This window comes from Caulobacter sp. UC70_42 (assembly GCF_044056025.1).
Taxonomy (GTDB): domain Bacteria; phylum Pseudomonadota; class Alphaproteobacteria; order Caulobacterales; family Caulobacteraceae; genus Caulobacter.
The window spans coordinates 4743749-4766965 of record NZ_CP171994.1; the positions used below are offsets into that span (position 1 = coordinate 4743749).

Annotated in this window: 18 protein-coding genes, 1 tRNA gene and 4 pseudogenes; 7 read left to right on the forward strand and 16 right to left on the reverse strand. The window is 67.2% G+C overall.

The features are described from left to right. Window positions 1–70: 70 nt before the first annotated feature. Window positions 71–1855 (reverse strand): autotransporter assembly complex family protein, encoded by a 1785-nt coding sequence (locus ACHMW8_RS23865; RefSeq protein WP_125157491.1) that lies wholly within the window; start codon window positions 1853–1855, stop codon window positions 71–73. 260 nt (window positions 1856–2115) lie between these two features. On the opposite strand from ACHMW8_RS23865, the gene ACHMW8_RS23870 reads away from it, so the two are divergent. From ACHMW8_RS23870 to ACHMW8_RS23880, 3 genes and pseudogenes are all read left to right on the forward strand, one after another. After that, window positions 2116–3639, forward strand: coding sequence for a circularly permuted type 2 ATP-grasp protein (locus ACHMW8_RS23870; RefSeq protein WP_395443985.1), 1524 nt, complete (start codon window positions 2116–2118; stop codon window positions 3637–3639). Next, window positions 3636–4583: an alpha-E domain-containing protein gene (locus ACHMW8_RS23875; RefSeq protein WP_125157489.1), complete on the forward strand. Its 948-nt coding sequence runs from the start codon at window positions 3636–3638 to the stop codon at window positions 4581–4583. The genes ACHMW8_RS23870 and ACHMW8_RS23875 overlap by 4 nt, the downstream gene beginning before the upstream one ends. Window positions 4584–4593: 10 nt before the next feature. After that, window positions 4594–5571, forward strand: a pseudogene (locus tag ACHMW8_RS23880) (transglutaminase N-terminal domain-containing protein). Between the two features lie 4 nt (window positions 5572–5575). On the opposite strand, the gene ACHMW8_RS23885 reads toward ACHMW8_RS23880, so the two are convergent. From ACHMW8_RS23885 to ACHMW8_RS23905, 5 genes are all read right to left on the reverse strand, one after another. Continuing rightward, complete coding sequence (locus tag ACHMW8_RS23885; protein WP_125157487.1) at window positions 5576–5932, reverse strand: PilZ domain-containing protein; 357 nt, start codon at window positions 5930–5932, stop codon at window positions 5576–5578. Between the two features lie 107 nt (window positions 5933–6039). Then, entirely contained in the window at window positions 6040–7059 is a 1020-nt protein-coding gene (locus ACHMW8_RS23890; protein ID WP_125157486.1) for a sulfate/molybdate ABC transporter ATP-binding protein, read from the reverse strand. A 17-nt stretch (window positions 7060–7076) separates the two neighbouring features. Then, window positions 7077–7928, reverse strand: a complete 852-nt coding sequence (gene cysW, locus ACHMW8_RS23895) for a sulfate ABC transporter permease subunit CysW (protein ID WP_125157485.1) — start codon at window positions 7926–7928, stop codon at window positions 7077–7079. Further along, window positions 7928–8800: a sulfate ABC transporter permease subunit CysT gene (gene cysT / locus ACHMW8_RS23900; RefSeq protein ID WP_125157901.1), complete on the reverse strand. Its 873-nt coding sequence runs from the start codon at window positions 8798–8800 to the stop codon at window positions 7928–7930. The genes cysW and cysT overlap by 1 nt, the downstream gene beginning before the upstream one ends. A gap of 264 nt (window positions 8801–9064) precedes the next feature. Beyond that, window positions 9065–9139: transfer RNA gene (locus ACHMW8_RS23905), tRNA-Lys, on the reverse strand. A 127-nt stretch (window positions 9140–9266) separates the two neighbouring features. Here ACHMW8_RS23905 and ACHMW8_RS23910 point away from each other — a divergent pair. Then, window positions 9267–10004 carry a hypothetical protein gene (locus tag ACHMW8_RS23910; RefSeq protein WP_395443986.1) on the forward strand — a complete coding sequence of 246 codons (738 nt, stop codon included), beginning with the start codon at window positions 9267–9269 and terminating at the stop codon, window positions 10002–10004. Here ACHMW8_RS23910 and tgt read toward each other — a convergent pair. Then, window positions 10001–11116, reverse strand: a complete 1116-nt coding sequence (gene tgt / locus ACHMW8_RS23915; RefSeq protein WP_395443987.1) for a tRNA guanosine(34) transglycosylase Tgt — start codon at window positions 11114–11116, stop codon at window positions 10001–10003. The two genes, ACHMW8_RS23910 and tgt, sit on opposite strands and share 4 nt — an antisense overlap. Window positions 11117–11118: 2 nt before the next feature. Next, window positions 11119–12216: a tRNA preQ1(34) S-adenosylmethionine ribosyltransferase-isomerase QueA gene (gene queA, locus ACHMW8_RS23920; protein WP_395443988.1), complete on the reverse strand. Its 1098-nt coding sequence runs from the start codon at window positions 12214–12216 to the stop codon at window positions 11119–11121. 179 nt (window positions 12217–12395) lie between these two features. Between queA and ACHMW8_RS23925 the strand changes: the two genes are divergently transcribed. Beyond that, the gene (locus tag ACHMW8_RS23925; RefSeq protein WP_395443989.1) at window positions 12396–13373 is read left to right on the forward strand and encodes an endonuclease/exonuclease/phosphatase family protein; all 978 of its coding nucleotides are present in this window, start codon (window positions 12396–12398) and stop codon (window positions 13371–13373) included. Window positions 13374–13426: 53 nt separating this feature from the next. Here the strand turns inward: ACHMW8_RS23925 and ACHMW8_RS23930 are convergent, their stop codons facing one another. The 6 genes and pseudogenes from ACHMW8_RS23930 to gyrA form a co-directional block, all read right to left on the reverse strand. Beyond that, complete coding sequence (locus tag ACHMW8_RS23930) at window positions 13427–13894, reverse strand: peptidylprolyl isomerase (protein ID WP_125157480.1); 468 nt, start codon at window positions 13892–13894, stop codon at window positions 13427–13429. Between the two features lie 92 nt (window positions 13895–13986). Further along, entirely contained in the window at window positions 13987–14838 is an 852-nt protein-coding gene (locus ACHMW8_RS23935) for a peptidylprolyl isomerase (RefSeq protein WP_395443990.1), read from the reverse strand. Window position 14839: 1 nt separating this feature from the next. Beyond that, window positions 14840–15670 carry a peptidylprolyl isomerase gene (locus tag ACHMW8_RS23940; RefSeq protein WP_395443991.1) on the reverse strand — a complete coding sequence of 277 codons (831 nt, stop codon included), beginning with the start codon at window positions 15668–15670 and terminating at the stop codon, window positions 14840–14842. A 107-nt stretch (window positions 15671–15777) separates the two neighbouring features. After that, a complete protein-coding gene (locus ACHMW8_RS23945) occupies window positions 15778–16278 on the reverse strand; it encodes a glutathione S-transferase family protein (protein ID WP_395443992.1) in 501 nt (166 codons plus the stop codon). 233 nt (window positions 16279–16511) lie between these two features. Further along, window positions 16512–17003: a pantetheine-phosphate adenylyltransferase gene (gene coaD / locus ACHMW8_RS23950; RefSeq protein ID WP_125157476.1), complete on the reverse strand. Its 492-nt coding sequence runs from the start codon at window positions 17001–17003 to the stop codon at window positions 16512–16514. 30 nt (window positions 17004–17033) lie between these two features. Next, window positions 17034–19794, reverse strand: a pseudogene (gene gyrA, locus ACHMW8_RS23955) (DNA gyrase subunit A). A 124-nt stretch (window positions 19795–19918) separates the two neighbouring features. On the opposite strand from gyrA, the pseudogene sodC reads away from it, so the two are divergent. Both sodC and ACHMW8_RS23965 read left to right on the forward strand, forming a co-directional pair. Further along, window positions 19919–20457: pseudogene (gene sodC, locus ACHMW8_RS23960) on the forward strand (superoxide dismutase[Cu-Zn]). A 43-nt stretch (window positions 20458–20500) separates the two neighbouring features. Continuing rightward, window positions 20501–20986, forward strand: a complete 486-nt coding sequence (locus tag ACHMW8_RS23965) for a hypothetical protein (RefSeq protein WP_395443993.1) — start codon at window positions 20501–20503, stop codon at window positions 20984–20986. Here ACHMW8_RS23965 and ACHMW8_RS23970 read toward each other — a convergent pair. After that, a pseudogene (locus tag ACHMW8_RS23970) lies at window positions 20976–21923 on the reverse strand (DMT family transporter). The gene ACHMW8_RS23965 and the pseudogene ACHMW8_RS23970 sit on opposite strands and share 11 nt — an antisense overlap. After that, the gene (locus ACHMW8_RS23975) at window positions 21920–23182 is read right to left on the reverse strand and encodes an adenosylmethionine--8-amino-7-oxononanoate transaminase (RefSeq protein ID WP_395443994.1); all 1263 of its coding nucleotides are present in this window, start codon (window positions 23180–23182) and stop codon (window positions 21920–21922) included. The pseudogene ACHMW8_RS23970 and the gene ACHMW8_RS23975 overlap by 4 nt, the downstream one beginning before the upstream one ends. Window positions 23183–23217: the final 35 nt, after the last annotated feature.

Sequence of the window (23217 nt, forward strand, 5' to 3'; positions counted from 1 at the left end):
GCGGCCTCGCCGGTGGCCTCGGCGGCGTTGGCGACGGTCTCCGCCAGGTCAGGCTTGTCGCGCTCCGTGCTCAAAAGCTTTGACCGATGCTGAGATAGACTTGGAAGGCGGGATCGCCCTTGCGGCGCCCCATGGGCACGGCGACGTCGGCGCGAATAGGGCCAAAACCCAGGTCATAGCGGACGCCAAGACCAGCGCCAGCCCGGAAGTCCTCGCGTTGCGGCGTATTGTGCGTGCCGATGGCGCCGGTGTCGATAAAGACCACGCCGCTCCATTTCGAGGTGATCTTCTGGCGCAGCTCGACAGAGGTCTCGACCAGCGAGATGCCGCCCTGCGGGGTGTTGTCGGTCAGGCGTGGCCCGATGGCCTGGTAGGAATAGCCTCGCACCGAGCCGCCGCCGCCGGCATAGAAACGCCGCGAAGCCGGAACGTCCTGGACGCCGCCACCGACAATGGCGCCCAGCTTCACACGGCCGGCGATCACGGTGCTGGCCTGCCGACCGAACGGGATATAGGCCGAGCCCTGGGTGGCCAGCTTCAGGTAGGGAACGGTCGTGTCGCCGACCACGTAGGTCGGCTCGCCCCGGGCCTCCAGACGCCAGCCGCGCTTGGGATCCAGAATGTTGTCCGAGAAGTCCCAGGCATAGGCCGCCAAGCCCGCGAAGGTCGCCAGATTCAGCTTGCGACCCGCCACCAGGCCGTTTCGGTTCACCTGCTCCTTGGTCTGGGAGATATCCAGCGAGACGCCGAAGGTGCGATAGGCGGTCGTCTGCCGTCGCTTGGTCAGGTCCACACCGACCGTGGCGCCGGTTTCGTTGTAGGCGTCGGTGTCGTTGCGGAATATGGCGCTGTTCAGCTTTAGCGTCTGCTGAGGCCGCCGCCAGTGCGGCAACGAGATCTCGGCCCCCAGGCGCTGCTCCAGTTTGGCGAATCTTAGGGCGTAGGTCGTGGTGTCGGCGCGCTTCAACCGGTTGTAACGGATCCAGCGCGCGTCGATGCCCGCGCCTTCGCTGGTCGAATAGCCGGCGCCCAGTTCGATGGTGCGCGACTTGCGATCCGCCAGGGTGACAACGACGGGGCGATAGCCCTCAGCCGTGGCCTTGTCCGTCCCCGCCAGCGAGACCGAGATCGAATCATAGACGCTGGTGTCGCGCAGACGGCGCTCCAGTTCGGCCACGTCCTCTGGATCGTAGACGTCGCCAGACACCCAGGGAGCCAAGCGGCCAACCCAGGCGGCGTTGGTGCGCCCCTTGGTCACAAGCTCGATGCCGTCGAGATGGACCAGTTCACCGGCCGCGATCTTGAAGGCCGGCCGGACCGTGTGGTCGGCGTGGTCGACAATGACCTCGCGCGGCTCGGCGGCCGCGTCGGCATAGCCGAGCTTGGCGACCTGGGCGACGACACGCCCCTCGGCGCCCACGACATCCGCGGAACGGCCGGGCTCGCCCTCGGTCAGGCGCATGGCGGCGGCGGCGCGCTGCCGGGTGCCTTCATCCGGCGGCGCACCGGACCAGTCGATCCGCGGGTCGGCGATCAGGAACACGGGACCGGGCGTGATCTTGACCACGGCGCGCGGCGGCTCGCCGTCCAGGACATCGGGCTCGACGGTGTAGCCGTAGTAGCCCTCGGCCCTCAGGACGGCGATGGCGTCCTCGCCAGCCTGGCGGGCGCGTCGACGGGCTTCGGCCCGGCTTTGGGCCGACGTCTTGGATTGGGTGAGGGCGCGCTGGATGGCGTCACGCAGGTATCTGTCTTCGACACCTTGAATCTGGGCCATCGGCTCGTCGGCAAGCGCAGCCGAGGCGATAAGCCAAGTCGCCGCCGTCAACGCGAGGGTAGTCCGCCCAAGCACCAAATCACGTTCCCCGCGCGAAGCGCCCCCCGGGCCCTGCTGTAGTCCGGGGTGGCGCCGCTGTCACGACAGGAAATGCAACGAACCTTGCCCGAGCGGCGCTTCTCAAAGCGGGCGAATGGCGCCCGAAATGATAAGCAGTCATGCGCATCCACGCGGCGGACGTCGAATCCGGCGCGCATGGTGGTCGCTACACTCTAGAGTCGGGGACGGCGCGGGCTCACCGGTCCGCGCCCAAGGTTATGAGAAACGTGGATAAAAGCGTGGCGGCGAAGACCCAAACCCTCGTGGACGCACCGACCCTGCCGATGACGGAGGCGGCGTACCTGCCGGGGATCGCCTACGACGAGATGTTCACGCCCGAAGGCGAGGTCCGGCCGCACTACGATCCGCTGCATGGCCGCATGTCGACCCTCGGCGCCGAGGAACTGGCGGGGCGTCAGCGGACGCTGGAACGTTCGTTCCTGCTCCAGGGCATCACCTTCACCGTCTATGGAGCCGACAACACCACCGAGCGGGTCATGCCGACTGACCTGTTCCCACGCATCATCCCGGCGGCGGAATGGTCGAAGATCGAGGCAGGCCTGGCCCAGCGGCTGCAGGCGCTGAACCTGTTCCTGGCCGATATCTATGGCGACCAGCAGATCCTGATGGACGGCGTGGTTCCGCGCGAGCTCGTGCTGGGCGCGCCGTCGTATCGCCGCGAGATGCAGCACGTCTATGTGCCGCACAAGGCCTACGCCAATGTCTGCGGCAGCGACCTGATCCGCTGCCAGGACGGCCAGTTCGCGGTGCTGGAGGACAATCTTCGGGTCCCGTCCGGCGTCTCGTACATGCTGGCCAATCGCGACGCGGCCAAGCGGACCTTCCCCGGCACCTATCGGGCCGCTGGCGTGCGGCCGGTCGAGCGCTACCCCGACCTGCTGCTGGCCACGCTGAAGAGCATGGCCGCGGACTGGCGCGGCGACCCGCAGGTCGTGGTGCTGACGCCCGGAGTCTATAACAGCGCCTATTACGAGCACGCCTATCTGGCTCGGCTGATGGGCGTGCCGCTGGTCGAGGGCCGTGACCTCGTGGTGCACGAGAACATGGTCTACATGCGCACCACGACCGGCATCCGCCGGGTGGACGTGATCTATCGTCGGGTCGATGACGACTTCATCGATCCCCTCACCTTCCGGCGCGACAGCTCGCTGGGCGCGGCCGGTCTGTTCAACGCCTATCGCGCCGGCAATGTGGTGATCTGCAACGCGCCGGGCACCGGCGTCGCCGACGACAAGGCCGTCTACGCCTATGTTCCCGACATCATCCGCTACTATCTGGGCGAGGACGCCATCCTGCCCAATATCGAGACCTTCCTCTGCCGCGAACCGCGCCAGCTGGGTCACGTGCTCGACAATCTCGACAAGTACGTGGTCAAGGCGGTGGGCGCCTCGGGCGGCTACGGCATGCTGGTCGGCCCGCACGCCAGCCAGAAGGAGCGCGAGGAGTTCGCCCAGGCGATCAAGGCCGATCCGGACAACTACATCGCCCAGCCGACCATCCAGCTGTCGACCGCGCCCTGCCTGGTGGACGGCCGCATCGAGCCCCGTCACGTCGACCTGCGCCCCTTCATCCTGTCGGGCGAGAAGACCATCGTCACGCCCGGCGCCCTCACCCGCGTGGCGTTGAAGCGAGGCTCGCTGGTGGTCAATTCCAGCCAGGGCGGCGGCTCCAAGGACACCTGGGTTCTGGCCGAGGAGAACAGCCAGACCAATGGCCACGGCAATGGGAGCGCCCGCCCATGATGCTCGCGCGCGTGGCTGACAGCCTCTACTGGCTGGGTCGATACATCGAACGGGCCGAGCACCTTTCGCGCCTCTCCAGCGTCATGTTGAACGCAACCCTGGATCAGACCGACTCCGGCGCCCACGCGGTGCGGATCGCCATGGCCGCGGTGGGCGATCCCGCCGACGGCGTGGACGTCGGCTCTTTCGAGGCCGCCGAGGCCCTGGTCCTGGATCGCAGCGACACCAATTCGGTGGTCTCGTCCCTGGCCCGGGCGCGCGAGAACGCCCGCCAGGTCCGCGACCAGATCACCACCGAGACCTGGGAGCGCCTGAACCTGCTCTATCTGAAGGTCACGGACGACAAGGCCGCCAAGGAATTCTCGGACGGCTCGGCCAACTTCCTGCACGACGTCATCGCCGACTTGCACCTGTTCAAGGGCGCAGCCGACACCACCATGAGCCATGGCGAGAGCTGGCGGTTCATGATGCTGGGCATCTATATGGAGCGCGCGCAGCTGGTCTCGCGCCTGCTCGAAGTGTGCTTCGCCGAGAGCCCCGTGCACGGCCACGTCGACGACCACGTGGCCCTGGTCAGCGTGCTTCGGATGGCCTGCGCGCTGGAGCCCTATCTGCGGGTCTACACCGCCGAGATCGAACCGCGGCACATCCTCGAATTCCTGGTCTTCGACGAGGACTTCCCGCGCTCGATCCGCTTCGCCACCGCCCAGATCGAACAGCACCTTTCGGCCATGGCCCGCAACGCCTTCATCGGCGAGCGGCCGGGTCCCGAACGCCTCGCGGGTCGCCTCAAGGCCCGCCTGCAGTTCGCCGATGTCGACGAGCTGGAAGCCGTCGGGGCCGGACCGCTGCTGACCACCGTCGTCAACGAATGCGCGCGCATCCACGAAGCGATCTACGAGACCTTCGTGGCCTATCCGCTCGAAACGCGCTTGCCCGCATAGGACCGAACCCGTGCTGCTCGAAATCCGCCACGTCACCCAGTACCACTATGAGAAGCCCGTGCGGGAAAGCCTGATGGAGCTGTGGATGCAGCCTCAGAAGACCGCCCGCCAGCGCCTAGTCAGCTTCGAGCTGGACCTGGAGCCGGCCGCCCAGGTGTTCTCGTACGCCGACAGCTTCGGCAACGCCGTCTACCACTTCGACGTGCCCCAGCCCCACGACAAGCTGACCATCGTCGCCCGCTCGGCCGTCGAGACAGAGCCGACCGGCGAGCGTCCAGACTATCTGGACATGGGCGAGTGGGACCGCCTGCGCAGCGAATTCGTGCGTGGCGAATGCTTCGACTTCCTGCGCCCCCATGGCTTTGTCCGGACCACGGAAGCCCTGCGGACCTTCATTTACGAGCACAACCTGGACACCCTAAGGCGCAAGGACCCGCTGACAGCGGTCCGCACGCTGTCCGAAACCATCTACAGGGCGTTCGAATACCAACCGGGCGTCACCGACGCCGACAGCCCGATCGACCTGGCCCTGAGCGCCGGGCGCGGGTCTGTCAGGACTTCGCGCATATCATGCTGGCCATCTGCCGCGAGTGGGGCATACCGGCTCGCTACGTGTCCGGCTACCTGTTCACCGATCGCGACGCCGGCGACCGTTCCGACCCCGGACGCCACCCACGCGTGGGTCGAGGTGTTCCTGCCCAGCCTGCGCTGGGTGGGCCTGGACCCGACTAACAACATGATGACCAGCGAACGCCATGTCGGCGTGGCGGTCGGCCGCGACTATGCCGACGTCACCCCCTCACGCGGGGTCTACAAGGGGGATGCGGAGAGCCAGCTGGCCGTGGGGGTCACGGTCCGCCGCGCGAGGGCCGCCCTTGCCGAGCCGGAATTCCTGCGCATGGCCCGCCCGAGCTTCGCCGGCGGGCGTCGCCGACCCGACGCGGCGTTGAGGGAAGAACTTCACCAACAACAGCAACAGCAGCAATAGCGCCCTACTGAAGGATCTCCGGCGGCAGGTTGGCCGCGAACCGGCGGGCGATATCGAGAGCGCCGGCCGCGCCGCCCGCGCGAGGCCCCATGCGCTCGGTCTGCAGAAACTGCACGCCCACCTCGGCGCCCGAACGCCAGACGACATGCGCCAGATGCACCCGGCGCCCGCCGGCGTCGACGAAGATGAACTTGTCCGGCGGCGAGGCGATGCCGGCCGTCGACAGTCGCGCGCCCTTCTCGGCCACGTCCAGCAGCGAGCATTTCCACGAGCGCGGATCGTCGACGATGTAGATCTTGCGCGCCGCCGGCATCCGAGGATGCGCGCGGCGTTCAGCGCCCGAGGGCTCGACCATGACCATGCGACCTTAGAACTCCCGTCGAGTCGTCGACGACCTTAGCGCGAACGACGGTTCCACGCGCCAACCTTGAACGCCGTTCGTCCGATCCCTGTGTAACGGGTATAAACTTAGGCAGCGTAAACGTGGGCCTTGCGGGCGGCGATCTTCACCGTGCCCTGGAACCGGGGCGCTTCCGCGCGAGAGGCGCTGATCTCGATGGGGCGACCATCGGCGGCGGTGGCGTTCACCGTGGTCAGGGCGCCCTGCACATGGGCGCGGTCGACCCTCACCGCGAAGCCGCCATCATCCAGCACGAAGTCGTGCGGCCGGACATAGGCCGTGGCCGAGCCGTCGCGAACGCCGCCGGCCGGCAGGCGCAGCGCGCCGGCCTTGAATTCACCGCCGCCGACCTGCCCCTCGAAGCAGTTGGCCTCGCCGACGAAGCCGCAGACGAAGGCCGTTTCGGGCTGGTCGTGGACCTGATCGGGCGTGCCGATCTGCTCGATCGAACCCTTGTTCAGGATGGCCACGCGATCGGCCAGCTCCAACGCCTCCTCCTGGTCGTGGGTCACGAAGATGGTGGTGACGCCCGTGGCGTCGTGGACGCGGCGCAGTTCCTTGCGCAGCGACTTGCGGACCGTGGCGTCCAGAGCGCCGAACGGCTCGTCGAGCAATAGCACGCTAGGCTGCACCGCGAGGGCTCGCGACAGGGCCACGCGCTGGCGCTGACCACCCGAAAGCTGCGAGGGGTAGCGCTTCCCCAGGCCGTCCAGCTCGACCAGCTTCAGCAGATCCTCGACCCGTTGGGCGATCTCGGCCTTGGACGGCTTGTCCTTGCCCTTCCGCACGTCCAGGCCGAACGCGATGTTCTTGGCCACGGTCATATGCTTGAACAGCGCGTACTGCTGGAAGACGAAACCCACGCGGCGATCGGCCGCCGAAGCGAAGGTCACGTCCTCGCCATCGAACAGCACTTGGCCGGCGTCGGGGAACTCCAGGCCGGCGATCGTCCGCAGCAGCGTGGTCTTGCCCGAGCCCGAAGGTCCCAGCAGCGCCAGAAGTTCGCCGTCGGCGATCTCGAGATCGACCTTGCTCAGGGCCGGATAACGACCGAACTGCTTGTCGACGGAGCGGATGGAGATGGTCATTTGACTGCTAGGTCCGTTCAGTGTCCGCCGCGCCCGCGCACGCCGGGTTGGACGATTTCCAGCGCCGTCTTCAGCACCAGGGTCACCACGGCCAGCAGGCAAAGCAAGGCCGCGACGGCGAAGGCGCCGACGAAATCGTACTCGTTGTAGAGGATCTCGACGTGCAGCGGCATGGTGTTGGTGAGGCCGCGAATGTGGCCACTGACCACCGATACCGCGCCAAACTCGCCCATGGCGCGGGCGTTGCACAGCAGCACGCCGTACATCAGCCCCCAGCGGACGTTCGGCGCGGTCACCCGCCAGAAGGTCGTCAACCCGCTCGCTCCCATGGACACGGCGGCTTCCTCCTCCGCGGTCCCCTGCTCCTGCATTAGTGGGATCAGCTCGCGGGCTACGAAGGGGAAGGTGACGAAGACGGTCGCCAGCACGATGCCGGGCACGGCGAAGATGATCTTGATGTCGTTGTCGACAAGATAGTCGCCAAACCAGCCCTGCAGACCGAAGATCAGCACGTAGATAAGACCCGCCACCACTGGCGACACCGAGAACGGCAGGTCGATCAGCGTGATCAGCAGCGGCTTGCCCTTGAAGTCGTGCTTGGCGATCGCCCAGCTCGCGCACAAGCCGAAGGCGGCGTTGAACGGCACGGCGATCGCCGCGGTGATCAGGGTCAGCTTCACGGCCGCCAGGGCGTCGGCGTTGTTGATCGCGAGCAGCGCCGCGTCGAGACCCTTACGCAGGGCCTCGGCGAACACGGCGGCCAGCGGCAGGATCAGAACGAGGGCCAGGAAGGCCATGACCGTCCCGATCACCAGGACCTTGGCCCAGAGCGGATCCTCGGTGGCGCGACGGTGGGAAGCGGCCGCCATCAGTCGAACCTCCGCGCCCAGGCCTGAATGGCGTTGATGACCAAGAGCATCGTGAACGAGACCGTCAGCATCACCACCGCGATCGTGGCGGCGCGCGCGTACTCGAACTGCTCCAACTGGATGATGATCAGCAGCGGCGCGATCTCGGACTTGTAGGGCATGTTGCCGGCGATGAAGATCACCGAACCGTACTCCCCGACACCACGCGCGAAGGCCATGGCGAAGCCCGTCAGCCACGCGGGGGCCAAGGCCGGAAGGACGATCCTCAGGATGGTGTCGATCCGGTTGGCGCCCAGGCTGGCGGCAGCCTCTTCCACGTCCTCGGCGGCGTCGCGCAGAACCGGCTCTATGGTTCGGACCACGAACGGCAGGCCGATGAAGATCAGGGCGATGGTCACGCCCACCGGGTTGTAGGCCGCCTTTATGCCCAGGGGCGTCAGGAACTGCCCGACCCAGCCGGTCGGCGCGTAGAGCGTCGCCAGGGCTATGCCGGCCACGGCGGTTGGCAGGGCGAACGGCAGATCGACCAAGGCGTTGACCAAAGTCTTGCCCGGAAAGTCATAGCGCACCAGCGCCCAGGCGGTCAGCACGCCGAACACGCCGTTGATCACCGCCGCTACGAACGCCGCGCCGAAGCTCAGGCGATAGGCGGCCAATGACCGCTGCGACGTCGCCACGGCCCAGAACTCGGCTGGCGACTGTTGCGCGGCCTTCAGCACAACGGCGCTCAACGGAATCAGGACGATCAGAGACAGCACGGTCAACGTCACGCCCATGGTCAGGCCGAAGCCCGGAATGGCGGACCGTCGCCGGAACAATGTCCGCTTGCTCGGCGGCGCGGGCGGCCGGCGGGCGGCGGTCTCGGCGGTCATCGTCTGATCGTCGTCCAGGGTCCGGGCTCGCCACATGGCTCTAGGCAAAGGCTGAACGCGCAGAGCCCCATCCGGGTCCCGCGACGTCGTTGAAACTAGGCCGCTTAAATCTCTACCTCGACAATAGGGCAAACGAGAAAAGCGGGCATGGACGTGGAGAAAAACTGGCGCGCGAACCACAGGTCCGCATGAGCGAAAGGCCGAGATTGTCAGGAATCCGCGCCTTGCGCGCGACGAAAGCTCCAGAACATCAGAAGCTTGAATTGGTAGGCCGGGTGGGGTTCGAACCCACGACCATTCGATTAAAAGTCGAATGCTCTACCACTGAGCTACCGGCCCGCTCACGATCCGGCGGGGACCGGTGGAAGCGGCGCGGACCATAGTCGGGGGTCTTCGCGGTCGCAAGCATGGTTTCGCCGTTTTTCCGGTGGATGACGGCAAAGCTGTGAGCGGGTTAGGGTGAGTCATGCGTGGAACCTTGCTTTTGGCGGTCTTTTGCGGCGCGGCGCTGGCTGGAACGGCCGGCGCGCGCCAGCGACAAGAAACGCCGCCGCTGCTAGGCGCGGCTCCCCCACAGCAGGAAACCCCGGTCGAGCCGGTCGACGACGGACGAATCAAGTCGACCTCCGAGGCGAACCGGGAGGGCATCTCGGGCGCGATGAGCGCGCCGCTGCGCGATGTGAACATCGTCCGCACCAAGATCCCGCGCGTGCTGCTGGAGGCGATGGACGATCCCTATCAGCGCCCCGCTCGCGCCGACTGCGTGAGCCTGATCGCCCTGGTCGCGCCGCTCGACACCGCCCTGGGCGAGGATATCGATCGTAATCCACCGGTCGACGGCGAGGATCTGATGGATCGCGGACGCAGGGCGGCTGGTCAGGCGGCGCTCGGCGCGCTCGCCAGCACCGCCCAGGACATGATCCCGATGCGCGGCTGGGTGCGGAAGCTGACCGGGGCCGAGCGGCACGACCGTCTAGTGCAGAGCGCCATCACCTCTGGCAATGTCCGCCGGGCCTATCTGAAGGGTCTGGGCGAGGCGCGCGGCTGCAATCCGCCGGCTACGCCGCAGCATAAGCCGCCGGCCGCCCCCGTGGTCGTCGACCCGGGCATGCCGCCGCCACGCGATCCCTACGGCCCGCGCAAGCCCCGTTTCCCGATCGTGAAGGAGGAGGCGCCGACAGTGCCTCAGGGACCGAGGGACTAGCCTTCGTTCAGGTGCCGGGCGCGGAAGTCGCGGCGGAATTGTTCGAACCGCCCTTCGGCGATCGCCGCGCGCATCGCCGCCGTCAGCGCCTGGAAGAAGGCGATGTTGTGCCAGGACAGCAGCACCTGTCCCAGGATCTCCTCGGCCTTGAACAGGTGGCGCAGATACGCCTTCGAGTAGTCGCGGCTGGCCGGGCAGTCGCTGTCCGGATCCAGCGGCGTCTCATCCTCGGCGAACTTGGCGTTCTTCAGATTGATCGGCCCGTCCCAGGTCCAGGCCTGGCCGTGACGGCCCGAGCGGGTCGGCAGCACGCAGTCGAACATGTCTACGCCGCGCGCCACGGCCTCGACCAGGTCGATCGGCTTGCCGACGCCCATCAGGTAGCGCGGACGATCCTCGGGCAGCAGGCCTGGCGCGTAGTCCAGCACATCGCACATCGCCTCGTGCCCCTCGCCCACCGCCAGACCACCGATGGCATAGCCGTCGAAGCCGATCTCCCGCAGGCGATCGGAAGACTCGCGGCGCAGATTCTCGAACGTCGAGCCCTGCTGGATGCCGAACAGCACCTGGCTGTCGCGCGTCCCGAAGGCGTCCTTCGAGCGCTGGGCCCAGCGGGCGGACAGTTCCATGCCCTTGCGCGCCCTCGCTTCCTCGGCCGGCCAGGCGACGCACTCGTCCAACTGCATGACGATGTCGCTGCCGAGCAGATCGGCCTGGATCTCGATCGAGCGTTCAGGGGTCAGCACGTGCTTGGAGCCGTCGACGTGGCTGGAGAAGGTCACCGCCTCCTCGGTCAGCTTGCTGATCCCAGACAGCGACATGACCTGGAAGCCGCCGCTGTCGGTCAGGATCGGCTTGTCCCAGCGCATGAACTTGTGCAGCCCGCCCAGGCGCGCCACCCGCTCGGCCGATGGTCGCAGCATCAGGTGGTAGGTATTGCCCAGGATGATGTCCGCCCCGGTGTCCTTAACCTGGTCAACGGTGAGGGCCTTCACGGTGGCGGCAGTGCCCACGGGCATGAAGGCCGGCGTGCGGATGTCGCCGCGCGGGGTCTTCAGGACGCCGGTACGGGCCTTGCCTTCGGTGGCTTTGATCTCGAAGGGAAACGCCATGCTCAAGTCTCGTTCCTGAACAATAGGCTGCCATCCCCGTAGGAATAGAAGCGGTAGCCCGTCGATATGGCGTGTTCGTAGGCCGCGCGCATGGTCGCCGATCCGGCGAAGGCGCTGACCAGCATGAACAGGGTCGACTTGGGCAGGTGGAAATTGGTCATCAGCACGTCGGCGGCGCGGAAGCGATAGCCGGGCGTAATGAAGATGGCCGTCTCGTCGGCGAACGGCCGCACGATCCCGTCTTCGCCCGTGGCGCTCTCCAGCAGGCGCAGGGACGTGGTGCCGACGCAGACGATGCGGCCGCCAGCGGCGCGGACGGTGTTCAGGGCGTCGGCGACCTGGGCGCTCACCTCGCCGAACTCGGCGTGCATCTTGTGCTCGGAAACGTCGTCGGTCTTGACCGGCAGGAAGGTCCCCGCGCCGACGCGCAGCGTCACGAAGTGCAGGGAGACGCCCTTGGCCTTCAGAGCTTCGAGCAACCGCGGCGTGAAGTGCAGGCCGGCGGTCGGTGCGGCCACCGACCCGTCCTCGCGGGCGTAGATGGTCTGGTAGTCGGCGCGATCGCGCTCGTCCTCGCCCCGCTTGGCGGCGATATAGGGCGGCAGCGGCATGTCGCCGTGCCTGGCGATGCCGGCATCGAGGTCCGGACCGGAGACGTCGAAGGCCAGTACGATCTCGCCGCCCTCGTGCTTTTCGGCAACGGTGGCATCGAGCCGATCACCCTCGCAGGCGCGGTCTTCACGAGAACCGAACGCCACACGGTCGCCGACCTTCAGCCGCTTGCCCGGGCGCATGAAGGCGCTCCAGTGGCTGGGCGAGACGCGGCGGTGCAGGGTCGCCTCGACGGCCACGGGCGTGCCGTCCGCCCCGCCGGTCGTGCGGCCCTCGCGCAGGCCGGACAGGCGCGCGGGGATCACGCGCGTATCATTGAACACCAGGGCGTCGCCCGGGCGCAGGAAGTCGGGCAATTCGCGGACAATGTGGTCGGCGAGTTCTTCCCCCGGACGGACCACCAGCAGGCGCGCGGCGTCGCGCGGCTCGGCCGGGCGCAGGGCGATATGATCCTCGGGTAGGTCGAAATCGAAGTCGGAAAGGCGCATGGGCGGGCTTCAAGCGCACGATGGGCCAAGGACGTCAAGACATAGGTCCTCGATCGATGGCAAGCAGGTGACACTCCGCGCCACGATAACCCGCTCAGCGGAGCCGCAACCTCAACTTCTTCCGCCGTCCGGCGCGCAAGGCGACGCATCCTTTACGGAAGGCATGGTATGGGCGGCGCATGCGCCTGATCGTCCAGCTCCTGAGTCTCCTTGTTCGCGGCACGGCCCTGATGCTGGGCCTGGTCGGCGCGGGGCTGGCTATCGCCTGCCTGGGCGGAGCCTGGAGCGATCGGCTGGACGCCTTCACCCACGTCGCCCCGCTGTGGCTGATGATGGGCGTCGGCGCGCTGGCGCTGGGCGGCGTCTTCGCGCGCGGCGGCGAGCGCTGGGTGATGGTCGGGCTGGGCGCGACGACGATCCTGGCCTGCGCCGTTCTGATGCTGCCGGAATACTGGGCCGCCTGGCGCTTCAAGCCGACGACGCCCGCCGCCAGCGACCTGAAGATCATTCAGTTCAACGTCTGGCACGACAACCGCACGCCCGAGAAGAGCCTGGCCTGGATCCTGTCGCAGGACGCCGATGTCGTGCAGATCGAGGAAGGCGGCGGCGACTCCTGGCCGATCGTGAAGGGCCTGCGTGACGCCTATCCGTTCGCCTCCTGTGACAAGATCACCCGCTGCGAGACCTGGATCTTCTCGCGCAAGAAGATGATCGCGCGCGGCGGCATGCCGACGCCGCAGCCCTATCTGGCCGGCGCCTGGGCGACCCTGGCCGATCCCAAGGGCGCCTTCACCGTCGTCGCCACCCACTATACCTGGCCCCTGCCGGCCGGCCTTCAACAGGCCCAGAGCCGCAAGCTGGCCCAAACCCTGGCGCCGTTCGGGCAGAAGAGCACCATCCTGACCGGCGATTTCAACTCCACGCCCTGGTCGTGGACCCTCAAGCGCCAGGACAAGGCGCTGGGCCTGCGCCGCTGGACCCGCGCCCTGCCCTCGTGGCCAGCCGGCAAGTTCTCACGCGTGATGGCCGCCCCCGCCCCTTTCCTGCCAATCGACCACGTCTATGCCGGCAGCGAGTGGCACGCGGTCAGCGTCGAGCGCGGTCCGTCGCTAGGCTCGGACCACCGGCCGATGGTCGTGACGCTGCGCCGCAAATAGAAACGGCCCCGGACCAAGTCCGAGGCCGTTTCCAGATCAATGCGCGCGAACGCTTAGGCGTCGGCGGCGATCTTGGCGCTGATGATCTTGCCCGGCGCGCGCGGCGGCTCGCCCTTCGGCAGGGCGTCGACATGTTCCATGCCCTCGGTCACCTGGCCCCAGACGGTGTATTGCTTGTCCAGGAAGGTGGCGTCGTCGAACACGATGAAGAACTGGCTGTTGGCCGAGTCCGGGTTCGGGGTGCGGGCCATCGACACCACGCCACGCACGTGCGGCTCGTCGTTGAACTCGGCTTTCAGGTCCGGCTTGTCCGAACCGCCGCGGCCGGTGCCCGACGGATCGCCGCCTTGGGCCATGAAGCCCGGGATCACGCGGTGGAAGACGACGCCGTCATAGAAACCTTCGCGCACCAGTTCCTTGATCCGCGCCACGTGGCCTGGAGCCAGATCGGGACGAAGCTTGATCGTGACCGGACCGCTCTCGAGGGTCAGGATCAGGGTGTTTTCGAGATCGGCCGACATGGTCTTCCCTTGGGTGACAAGTGTTGTGAACGCGCTTCTAGCGCGGTTCACGCCCCCGTGTGAACCAAGTTGAGGCCCGAAACCGTTCGGTCTCAGCGAACCTCGACCGGAAGATCGAGATCGCAGACCGAGAAATCGGCGCCTTTCAGCTTACGAAGGCGCTGGGTTTCGGCGGCGAACCAGGCGCCCTTCGGGTCGATTACCCGCACCTTCGGACGCTGGCTTTCGGGAATGTCCGACAGCAGACGAACCTTTTGCATCTGGTCCTGCGGGGCCGGAACGGGCTCGCCGGTCTTGATGGCGCGTACGGCGTCCAGCCCGCTGATCACGCGGCCAAAGGCGGTGTAGCGTTTGTCCAGCGACGGATAGGGCTGGCGCATCAGGAAGAACTGGCTGTTGGCCGAGTTGTTGTCCTCGTCGCGGGCCATACCGATCACGCCGGGGCAGTAGGTTCCCCAGGCCGAGACCTTCTTATCGGCGGTCATGTCGCTCCAGGTCCAGGCCTGACTGACGACCGGCAATGATTTCAGGTAGCCGACCTCCAGGCCGGCCGGCGCGGCCATGGCCACGAATGGCGTCTCGGCGCCGCGTCGGAAGGTGAACTCGGCCTTGAGGTTTGGCTTGTCGGAGCCGCCTTCGCCCGTATTGGTCGGATCGCCCGTCTGGGCCATGAACCTGTCGATGACCCGGAAAAAGGTGCGACCGTCATAAACGCCCGCGCGGGTCAGGTCCTGGAGCCGCGCCACGTGATTGGGCGCGACATCCGGGATCAGCTCGACCAGCACCCGCCCCTTGTTGGTGTCGATCACCATCACCGTGTCTGGAGCCGGCGTCCGCCAGTCCTGCTCGGAGGGCTTGGCCGGGGTCGAGGGCGTCGCCGCGAGGGCAGGACCGGTGATGACCGCCAGGCAGAGCCCGGCCAGGAGCGCGCGCGAGAAGATCATGTCACTTAATTTGCACGGGGACGTCGACGTCGCAATTGGTGAAGCTGGGGCCCATCTCGGCCTGGCGCTTGGTCACCAGAGCCTTGAAGGCGGCGCCGCGGGTATCCATCACCTGGATCGAGGGACGCTTGTCGGCTGGCAGATCGGCCAGCATCTTCACGCTGATCATCTTGTCCTGCGGATCGGGCACGGGCTCGCCGGTTTTGATGTTGCGCACGACGTCCAGACCCGACAGCACGCGACCGAAGGCGGTGTAGGTCTTGTCCAGCGAGGCATTGGGCTGGCGCATGAAGAAGAACTGGCTGTTGGCGCTGTTGGGATCGCCGGCGCGGGCCATGCCCAGCACGCCCGAGCAGAAATTGCCCCAGCTGGCCACCTTGCGATCCGCGGTCATTACGGCCAAGGCCGAGTTCTGACTGGTCATCGGCATTGCGCCGATCCAGCCGAGCTCGCTGCTGCCGACCTTGAAGCCCGCGCTCAGCGGCAGGTCCATGCCACGGCGGAAGGTGAACTCGGCCGTCAGGTTGGGCAGGTCCGAACCGCCCTCGCCGGTGTTCTTCGGGTCGCCGGTCTGAGCCATGAAGTCGCCGATGACCCGGAAGAAGGTCAGGCCGTCATAGAACCCGCTCTTCACCAGGCCGCGCACGCGCTCGACATGGTTGGGCGCGGCGACAGGATCCAGTTCGGCGATGATCCGGCCCTTGTTGGTCTCGACGACAACGACGTTGTTCGGATCAGGCGTGCGCCAGTCCGAGCCCGCAGGAGAGGCGGTCTGAGCCGTGGCCGTCGTAGCGACAAGCGCCAGGGCGGCGGCGGTCATGGCGAGCTTCATGGAAATCCCCGAACAGAATAGTCGGGCGTCGGCGTAGAACGCCACGGTCGCCCCGACAAGTGCGACGACCTTTCAACCGCACGATTCCGGCTGGAACGGGGCGACGGCTACGCTTCCGATGCGGCCTTGAAGACCGCCAGTTGATCGTTGAAGGCGCGTCGGAAAGCCGGGCGAGCCTCGGCGCGCGCAACATAGGCCGAAAGGCTCGGATAGTCCCCCAAGATCCCGGAGGAGCCCAGCCGACGCAACACCACGACCATCATCAGGTCGCCGGCGCTGAAGTCGCCGTCCAGCCAGTCCGCGTCGCCCAGGCGCTCGGCCAGTTGATCCAACCGCGCGCGGACCGACTGCTCCAGCATCGGTTGACGCGCCGCGAACCAGGGCTTGTCACGCTCCAGGATCGTGGCCATGCCGAATTCCACGATCGGCGGCTGAACGGTGCTGACGGCGGCGAACATCCAGGTCAGCGCTCGCGCCCGAGCGTTGGCGTCGCCCGGCAGCAAGCCGGCATGGCGCTCGGCGATGTGGAAAACGATGGCGCCGGACTCGAACAGAACCAGGTCGCCGTGCTCATAGGTCGGGATCTGGCCGAACGGCTGCAACGCCAAGTGCGCGGGGGCCTTCATTTCGGAGAAGGCGACCAGGCGAACGTCGTAGGGGCTGACCCACTTCCTCCAGCGCCCAGCGGACGGCCATGTCCCGCGCCAAACCGCGGCCGCGATCGGGCGATTGCTTGAAGGCGGTGATGGTCGGGCTCATGAAGCGGCCTCCGGGCTGTCGCTGTCCCGAAGAACGAACGACCGGGCGGCGTTCCGACGCCGCCCGGTCGAAAAATCTTCGATCAGGCCCTGCCAACCTTGGCCAGCAGTTGCTCGGCGACGCCTGCCGGCACGAACTTGGTGATATCGCCGCCCAGGGCCGCGATCTCCTTGACCAGGCGCGAGGCGATCGCCTGGTGGCGCGGATCGGCCATCAGGAAGACCGTCTCGATCTCGCGATCCAGCTGCTGGTTCATCGCCGTCATCTGGAATTCGTATTCGAAGTCGGCCACGGCCCGCAGGCCGCGCACGATCATCTGAGCATGCACGTCGCGAGCGAAGTGCATCAGCAGGCTCTCGAACGGCCGAACCTCGATCTGGGCGATCTTGGTCAGGTGGGCCGTTTCCTTCTCAAGAATGGCGACCCGCTCATCCAGCGAGAACAGCGGCCCCTTGCCGATGTTCACCGCCACGCCGATCACCAGCTTGTCGACCAGCTTCACGGCCCGACCGATGATGTCGAGGTGACCGTTGGTGACCGGATCGAAAGTCCCCGGATAAAGCCCAACCCGCATGCAGCCCCCTTCCTCTAAGGGTTCGAGGGTTTACGGGGTCTCGTCCGCCCCGCTGTCCTCGCCCTGGTTGTCGTCTCCGCCGGAATCGGCGAGGCGTTCGACGCTGACGACATGCTCGTCCTGCGCGGTGCGGAAGATGGTTACGCCCTGAGTATTCCGCGCTGCAACACGAATTTGCGAGACCGGCACCCGGATGAGCTGGCCCTGGTCGGTCACCAGCAGGATCTGGTCGCTATCGTCGACCGGGAACGAACCCACCAGACGGCCGCCACGCTTGCTGAGATCCTGCGCCGCCAGACCCTGGCCGCCACGGCCCGTGCGGCGGAAGTCGTAGGCGCTGGTGCGCTTGCCGAAGCCTTCGGACGACACGGTGCAGCAGGATCTCTTCGGCCGCGCCCAGTTCGGCGATGCGTTCCGGCGTCAGGGAGGCTTCCCCGACCTCGTCCTCGCCCTCCTCAACAGGCGCCGAGGCGTCTTCGCCCTCGTCGCCGTCCGTGGCGCGCAGCATGGCGCGCTGGTGCTTGAGATAGGCGGCGCGTTCGGCCGGCGTGGCGTCGACGCTACGCAGGACGGCCATCGAGATGACCGTGTCGCCCTCGGCCAGCCTCACGCCGCGAACGCCGGTCGAATCGCGGCTGGCGAACACCCGCACCTCGTCGACCGAGAAGCGAATGCAGCGGCCGGCCGCCGTGGTCAGCAGCACGTCCTGATCGCTGTTGCAGACGGCGACGCCGACGATGCCGTCGCCTTCGTCCAGCTTCATGGCGATCTTGCCGTTGCGGCGGACATCCACGAAATCGCTGAGCTTGTTGCGACGCACGCTGCCCGAGCGGGTGGCGAACATCACGTCCAGGCCGCCCCAGGTGGCCTCGTCCTCCGGCAGGGTCAGGATCGAGGTGATCGTCTCGCCCGGCTCGATCGGCAGCAGATTGACGAACGCCTTGCCGCGCGAGTTGGCGGCGCCTTGCGGCAGGCGCCACACCTTCATCTTGTAGACCTTGCCGCCCGAGGTGAAGAACAGCAGCGGCGCGTGGGTCGAGGCCGAGAACACACGGGTGACGGCGTCCTCGGTCTTGGTCGCCATGCCCGACTTGCCTTTGCCGCCCCGATGCTGCGTGCGGTAGTTGGCCAACGGCGTGCGCTTGACGTAGCCGCTCATGGTGACGGTGATGACCATGTCCTCGCGGACGATCAGGTCCTCGTCTTCCATGTCGGCGTCGCCGTCGACGATCTGGCAGCGGCGCGGAATGGCGAACTTCTCGCGAACCTCGACCAGTTCCTCGCGGACCACGGCCATGATGTTGGCGCGGTCGGACAGCAGATCGAGATAGCCGCGGATGGCGTCGGCCAGGGCGGCCGCTTCGCTGCCGATCTCGTCGCGACCCAGGCCCGTCAGGCGCGACAGGGTCAGGGCCAGGATGGCGCGGGCCTGCTCGTCGGTCAGGCGGATCAGGCCGCCGTCTTCCTGCAGGTGCGAGGATCCGCGATCAGTTCGACCAGCGGCAGCATGTCGCCGGCCGGCCAGGACTTGGCCACCAGGCGCTCGCGGGCCTCGGTCGGGTCCTTGGACGAGCGGATGATGTGGATGAACTCGTCGATGTTGGCGACGGCGATGGTCAGGCCGACCAGCACGTGGCCGCGATCACGAGCCTTGCCCAGTTCGAACTTGGTCCGGCGGACGACGACTTCCTCGCGGAACGTCACGAACAGCTGCAGCAGCTTGTGCAGGCCCATCTGCTCGGGCCGGCCCCGGTTCAGAGCCAGCATGTTGACGCCGAACGAGCTCTGCAACGCCGTGAAGCGGTACAGCTGGTTCAGGATCACCTCGCCCGAGGCGTCGCGCTTCAGCTCGACCACGATGCGCATGCCGTCGCGGTTCGAACTCGTCGCGGATGTCGGCGACGCCCTCGATCTTCTTTTCGCGGACCAGTTCGGCGATGTGCTCGACCAGGTTGGCCTTGTTCACCTGATACGGGATCTCGGTGATGACGATGGCTTCGCGACCGGCGCGGATCTCATCGACGGCGGCCACGCCGCGCATGATGACCGAGCCGCGGCCCGTCAGCAGCGCCTGGCGCGGACCCGCGCGGCCGATGATCTCGCCGCCAGTCGGGAAGTCGGGACCGGGCACCAGGTCCAGCAGTTGGTCGGTGGTGACGTCCGGCTCGTCGATCAGCAGCAGGCAGGCGTCGATGATTTCGCCGAGGTTGTGCGGCGGGATGTTGGTCGCCATGCCGACGGCGATGCCGCCCGCGCCATTGACCAGCAGGTTCGGGATCCGCGACGGCAGGACGGTCGGTTCCTGCTCCTTGCCGTCGTAGTTGTCGGCGAAGTCGACCGTGTCCTTGTCCAGATCGGCCAGCAGCGACATGGCCGGCGGGGCCATGCGGCATTCCGTGTAACGCATGGCGGCCGGCATATCGCCGTCGACCGAGCCGAAGTTGCCCTGACCGTCGATCAGCACCAGGCCCATCGAGAACGACTGGGTCATGCGGACCAGGGTGAAGTAGATCGAGGCGTCGCCGTGCGGGTGATACTTACCCATCACGTCACCGACCACGCGGGCCGATTTGACGTACGGACGCTCAGGTGTCTGGCCCTGCTCGTGCATCGAGAACAGCACCCGCCGGTGCACTGGCTTCAGACCATCGCGCGCGTCTGGCAAGGCGCGGCTGACGATCACGCTCATCGCGTAGTCGAGATACGAACGACGCAGTTCGTCCTCGATGTTGATGGGCGCTACGTCCCCGCCCGGAGCATCAGGGGGGAGAGTGTTTTGATCGTCGCTCAAGGGGATTTTTCGCCGTCAGAATCGGACACGGAACCGTCGAAAACAGTTAGCATTCGGATGGGGAAGGCGCCACCTTTCCGGCCGCTGCATCCCGTCCGTTTGCTTGAATCCGAAGGAAAAACGCATGATCCGCCTCCCCACCGCGACCACGCTCGCCCTCGCCGCTCTGATCGCCGCTTCGTCCCGGCGCCGGCGCCGCTTGGGCCCAGACCTCCGCGACCGCCGTGGTGAAGACTGGCGACGGCAAGGACGCCGGCGTGGTCACGCTGACCGAGGCCCCTCATGGGGTGCTGCTGAAGCTGGAACTGAAGGGCCTGACGCCGGGCTGGCACGCGGTGCACTTCCACGAAAAGGGTGACTGCGGCGCGCCGGACTTCAAGTCGGCCGGGCGCCCACGTCCACACCGCCGCCACCACCATCCACGGCCTGCTGAACCCCGAGGCCAACGACAGTGGCGACCTGCCCAACGTCTTCGCCGGCGCTGACGGTTCGGCCACGGCCGAGGCCTATTCGACCCTGGTGTCGCTGAAGGGCGCGGGCGGCCGTCCCGCCCTGCTGGACGCCGACGGCTCGTCGATCGTCGTCCACGCCAGCCCCGACGACCACAAGAGCCAGCCGATCGGCGGCGCCGGCGCGCGCGCCGCTTGCGGCGTGTTCAAGTAAGGCTCTAGGTTCCCGCCACGGTTCTGTTCGTGGCGGGGATCCCATGCGTACCTGGCGGCTGTCGCTTCTCGCCGTTCTGCTGGCCGCGACGGCCGCCTGCCACGACGCCAAGACGCCTAAGGACGCCAAGCCGCCAGAAAGGCCGGCTGTCAGTCCTCAGTCGACGGAACTCGTCTCGCTCGCCTGGAAGCCAACGAGCGGCGACCAGAACCTCCAGTCCTTCGAGCTTCAACTGACCGGCGCCGAGATCGTCTCGCTCTGCAACAAGCCGCCCGGCTGGATCGTCGAGGGCGCGGGTGACAGGATCAAAGGCTACGCCACGGTCGGCGCGGGCTTCGTTGGCGTCGAGCATCTGGACGACCTCGACGGCCTCTTCCTGATTCAGACCAAAGCTGGCCAGCCCCTAGGGGTCAGCGGCAAGCTGCTGACGGGCGTCTACGCCGACGACGGCGGTCAAAGCGAACTGGCGGCGACGCCCGCCCTCCTCCGGCGCGAACCCACCGTCGAATGTCCGCCGCCTAAGGGTTAGCGGTCTCGGCCACCGCCTCGGCGGCCTTGGCGCGCTTTTCGGTCAGGGCCACCAGCGCCACGCCGACCATGGTCGCGCCGCCGCCGATCAGCAACTGAGCCGTCAGCCTGTCGCCCAGGAGCAGCACGCCGATCGTGCAGGAGACCAGCGGTGTAAGCAGGAAGTAAGGCGTCACCCGCCCGGCCTCGCGGCGCTGGACCAGCCAGAACAGCAGGGCGCTGGCCCCGATGGTCGAGACCACGCCGGCGAACAGCACGCACAGCCAGGCGATCGGCGGGGCGGCCTGCATCTTCTCGACCTGGTTTGTCTCGAACACGGCCGACATGGTCAGCAGCACCGGCGCGGCGACCAGCGCCGTCATGCCCTGCAGCTTCAGCGGCTTGATGCCGGGCGTCTTGCGCACCAGCACCGTGGCCACGGCCCAACAGGCGCTGGCGAAGACAATCAGCAGGATCGCCGGCAGGTCGCGCGCTCCGTGCGGGTCCAGGCTGATCCACGCCACGCCGACGAAGGCGACCACCAATCCGACAACCGCCGGCGCTCGCATCGTCTCGCCGAGCATCCGCCAGGCGAAGATGGCGGTGAACGGGATCCAAAGCTGACTGGCAACCACGAGCGGGCTCAGAGCATCGGCCATGCTGAAGGCGATATAGATCACGCCGAAAATGGATCGGCCCGGTCAGCAGTACGATGGTCAGCAGCTTCCTCGGCTCGGGAAACGGCGGCCTGATGAACGGGAACAGGAAGGCCAGAGCCGAGGCGAACCTCAGCCCGCCCATCAGCATCGGCGGCAGATAGTGCGTCGCCACCTTGGCGGCGGCGTTATTGATCCCCCAGGTCAGGATGATCCCCAATATCGCGAGGTATTCCAGACCGGTCAGTGGAGACGACTTGGAGGACATGAGGGGCTTGGACCAGACCAGGCCCTCCGGGTCAATAAACGCCGACCACCTGGCGGATGGCCGCGGTCAACCGCTCGAGATCCTCGTCCGGCGTGTTGAAGGCCGGCGTGAGATAGACGACCTTGCCCATCGGCCGGATCCAGACGCCCAGCTCGGCGAAGCGCGCGCAAAGCGCGCCCACCGCCACGGGCGCATCGAACTCGACGACGCCGATCGCCCCGAGGGTTCGGATATCGACGACGCCCCGTCCCGCCCGGCAAGGCTCCAGCCCGTCGGCCAGGGCTGCGGAAACCCGCGCCACATTGGCCGCCCAGGACCCATCCTCGAACAGGTCCAGCGCGGCGTTGGCCGCCGCGCAGGCCAGCGGATTGGCCATGTAGGTCGGACCGTGCATCAGGGCCGCGCCCGGATCATCGGACCAGAAGGCCTCGAACACCTTGCGCGAGGCCACGGCCGCCGACAACGGCAGGGTTCCGCCGGTCAGGGCCTTGGACAGGGTGACGATATCGGGCTCGATCCCCGCTGCCTGCATGGCGAACAGGGTTCCGGTGCGACCGAAGCCCGTGAAGATCTCGTCGAAAATCAGCAGTGCGCCATGCTTGTCCGCGAGACGGCGCAAGGTTCGCAGCACCTCCGGCGAATGCAGCAGCATGCCGCCCGCGCCCTGGACCAGCGGCTCGATCAGGATCGCCGCGATCTCGTGGCCGCGCCCGGTCAGCAACGCGTCGAGCGCCGCCTCGCTCGCCGCATCGCGCGGCAGGTCGGCGATCACCTGTTCGGGCATGACGCCGGCGAACAGGCTGTGCATCCCCTCCTCCGGGTCGCAGACCGTCATCGTCGCCAGGGTGTCGCCATGATAGCCGCCCCGGAAGGCCAGGAACTTCGTGCGTCCTTCGATCCCGCGATTGATCTGGAACTGCAGGGCCATCTTCATGGCGATCTCGACCGAGACCGAGCCGCTCTCGGCGAAAAACACGTGGTCCAGGTCGCCTGGCAGCATCTTCGCCAGCCGCGCCGCCAGGCGATAGGCCGGCTCATGCGCCAGACCTCCGAACATCACATGCGGCATGGCCTCGACCTGCGCCCGCAAGGCGTCGGCGATATGCGGATGGTTGTAGCCGTGACAGGCCGTCCACCAGGAAGCCAGGCCGTCGACCAGCTCTCGCCCATCGGCCAGGATCAACCGCGAGCCCCGCGTCGCCACGACCGGCAGCGGCGGGCGCGCCGTCTTCATCTGGCAGTACGGACGCCAAACGTGCGGCGCGCCAGCGGTCAGCCAGGCTGGATCGGACATGACGGTTTCCGTTTGCGGAACTCGGGGCGCTCTGC

Coding starts and splice junctions, on each gene's coding strand:
- tgt (WP_395443987.1), bottom strand. CDS start 11,116: ATGGCGTTTCCCTTCGAGATCAAAGCCACCGAAGGCAAGGCCCGTACC.
- ACHMW8_RS23975 (WP_395443994.1), bottom strand. CDS start 23,182: ATGTCCGATCCAGCCTGGCTGACCGCTGGCGCGCCGCACGTTTGGCGT.
- ACHMW8_RS23910 (WP_395443986.1), top strand. CDS start 9,267: ATGCGTGGAACCTTGCTTTTGGCGGTCTTTTGCGGCGCGGCGCTGGCT.
- ACHMW8_RS23940 (WP_395443991.1), bottom strand. CDS start 15,670: ATGAAGCTCGCCATGACCGCCGCCGCCCTGGCGCTTGTCGCTACGACG.
- ACHMW8_RS23890 (WP_125157486.1), bottom strand. CDS start 7,059: ATGACCATCTCCATCCGCTCCGTCGACAAGCAGTTCGGTCGTTATCCG.
- coaD (WP_125157476.1), bottom strand. CDS start 17,003: ATGCGGGTTGGGCTTTATCCGGGGACTTTCGATCCGGTCACCAACGGT.
- queA (WP_395443988.1), bottom strand. CDS start 12,216: ATGCGCCTTTCCGACTTCGATTTCGACCTACCCGAGGATCATATCGCC.
- ACHMW8_RS23965 (WP_395443993.1), top strand. CDS start 20,501: ATGCGTACCTGGCGGCTGTCGCTTCTCGCCGTTCTGCTGGCCGCGACG.
- cysT (WP_125157901.1), bottom strand. CDS start 8,800: ATGACCGCCGAGACCGCCGCCCGCCGGCCGCCCGCGCCGCCGAGCAAG.
- ACHMW8_RS23930 (WP_125157480.1), bottom strand. CDS start 13,894: ATGTCGGCCGATCTCGAAAACACCCTGATCCTGACCCTCGAGAGCGGT.
- ACHMW8_RS23925 (WP_395443989.1), top strand. CDS start 12,396: ATGCGCCTGATCGTCCAGCTCCTGAGTCTCCTTGTTCGCGGCACGGCC.
- ACHMW8_RS23935 (WP_395443990.1), bottom strand. CDS start 14,838: ATGATCTTCTCGCGCGCGCTCCTGGCCGGGCTCTGCCTGGCGGTCATC.
- ACHMW8_RS23875 (WP_125157489.1), top strand. CDS start 3,636: ATGATGCTCGCGCGCGTGGCTGACAGCCTCTACTGGCTGGGTCGATAC.
- cysW (WP_125157485.1), bottom strand. CDS start 7,928: ATGGCGGCCGCTTCCCACCGTCGCGCCACCGAGGATCCGCTCTGGGCC.
- ACHMW8_RS23885 (WP_125157487.1), bottom strand. CDS start 5,932: ATGGTCATGGTCGAGCCCTCGGGCGCTGAACGCCGCGCGCATCCTCGG.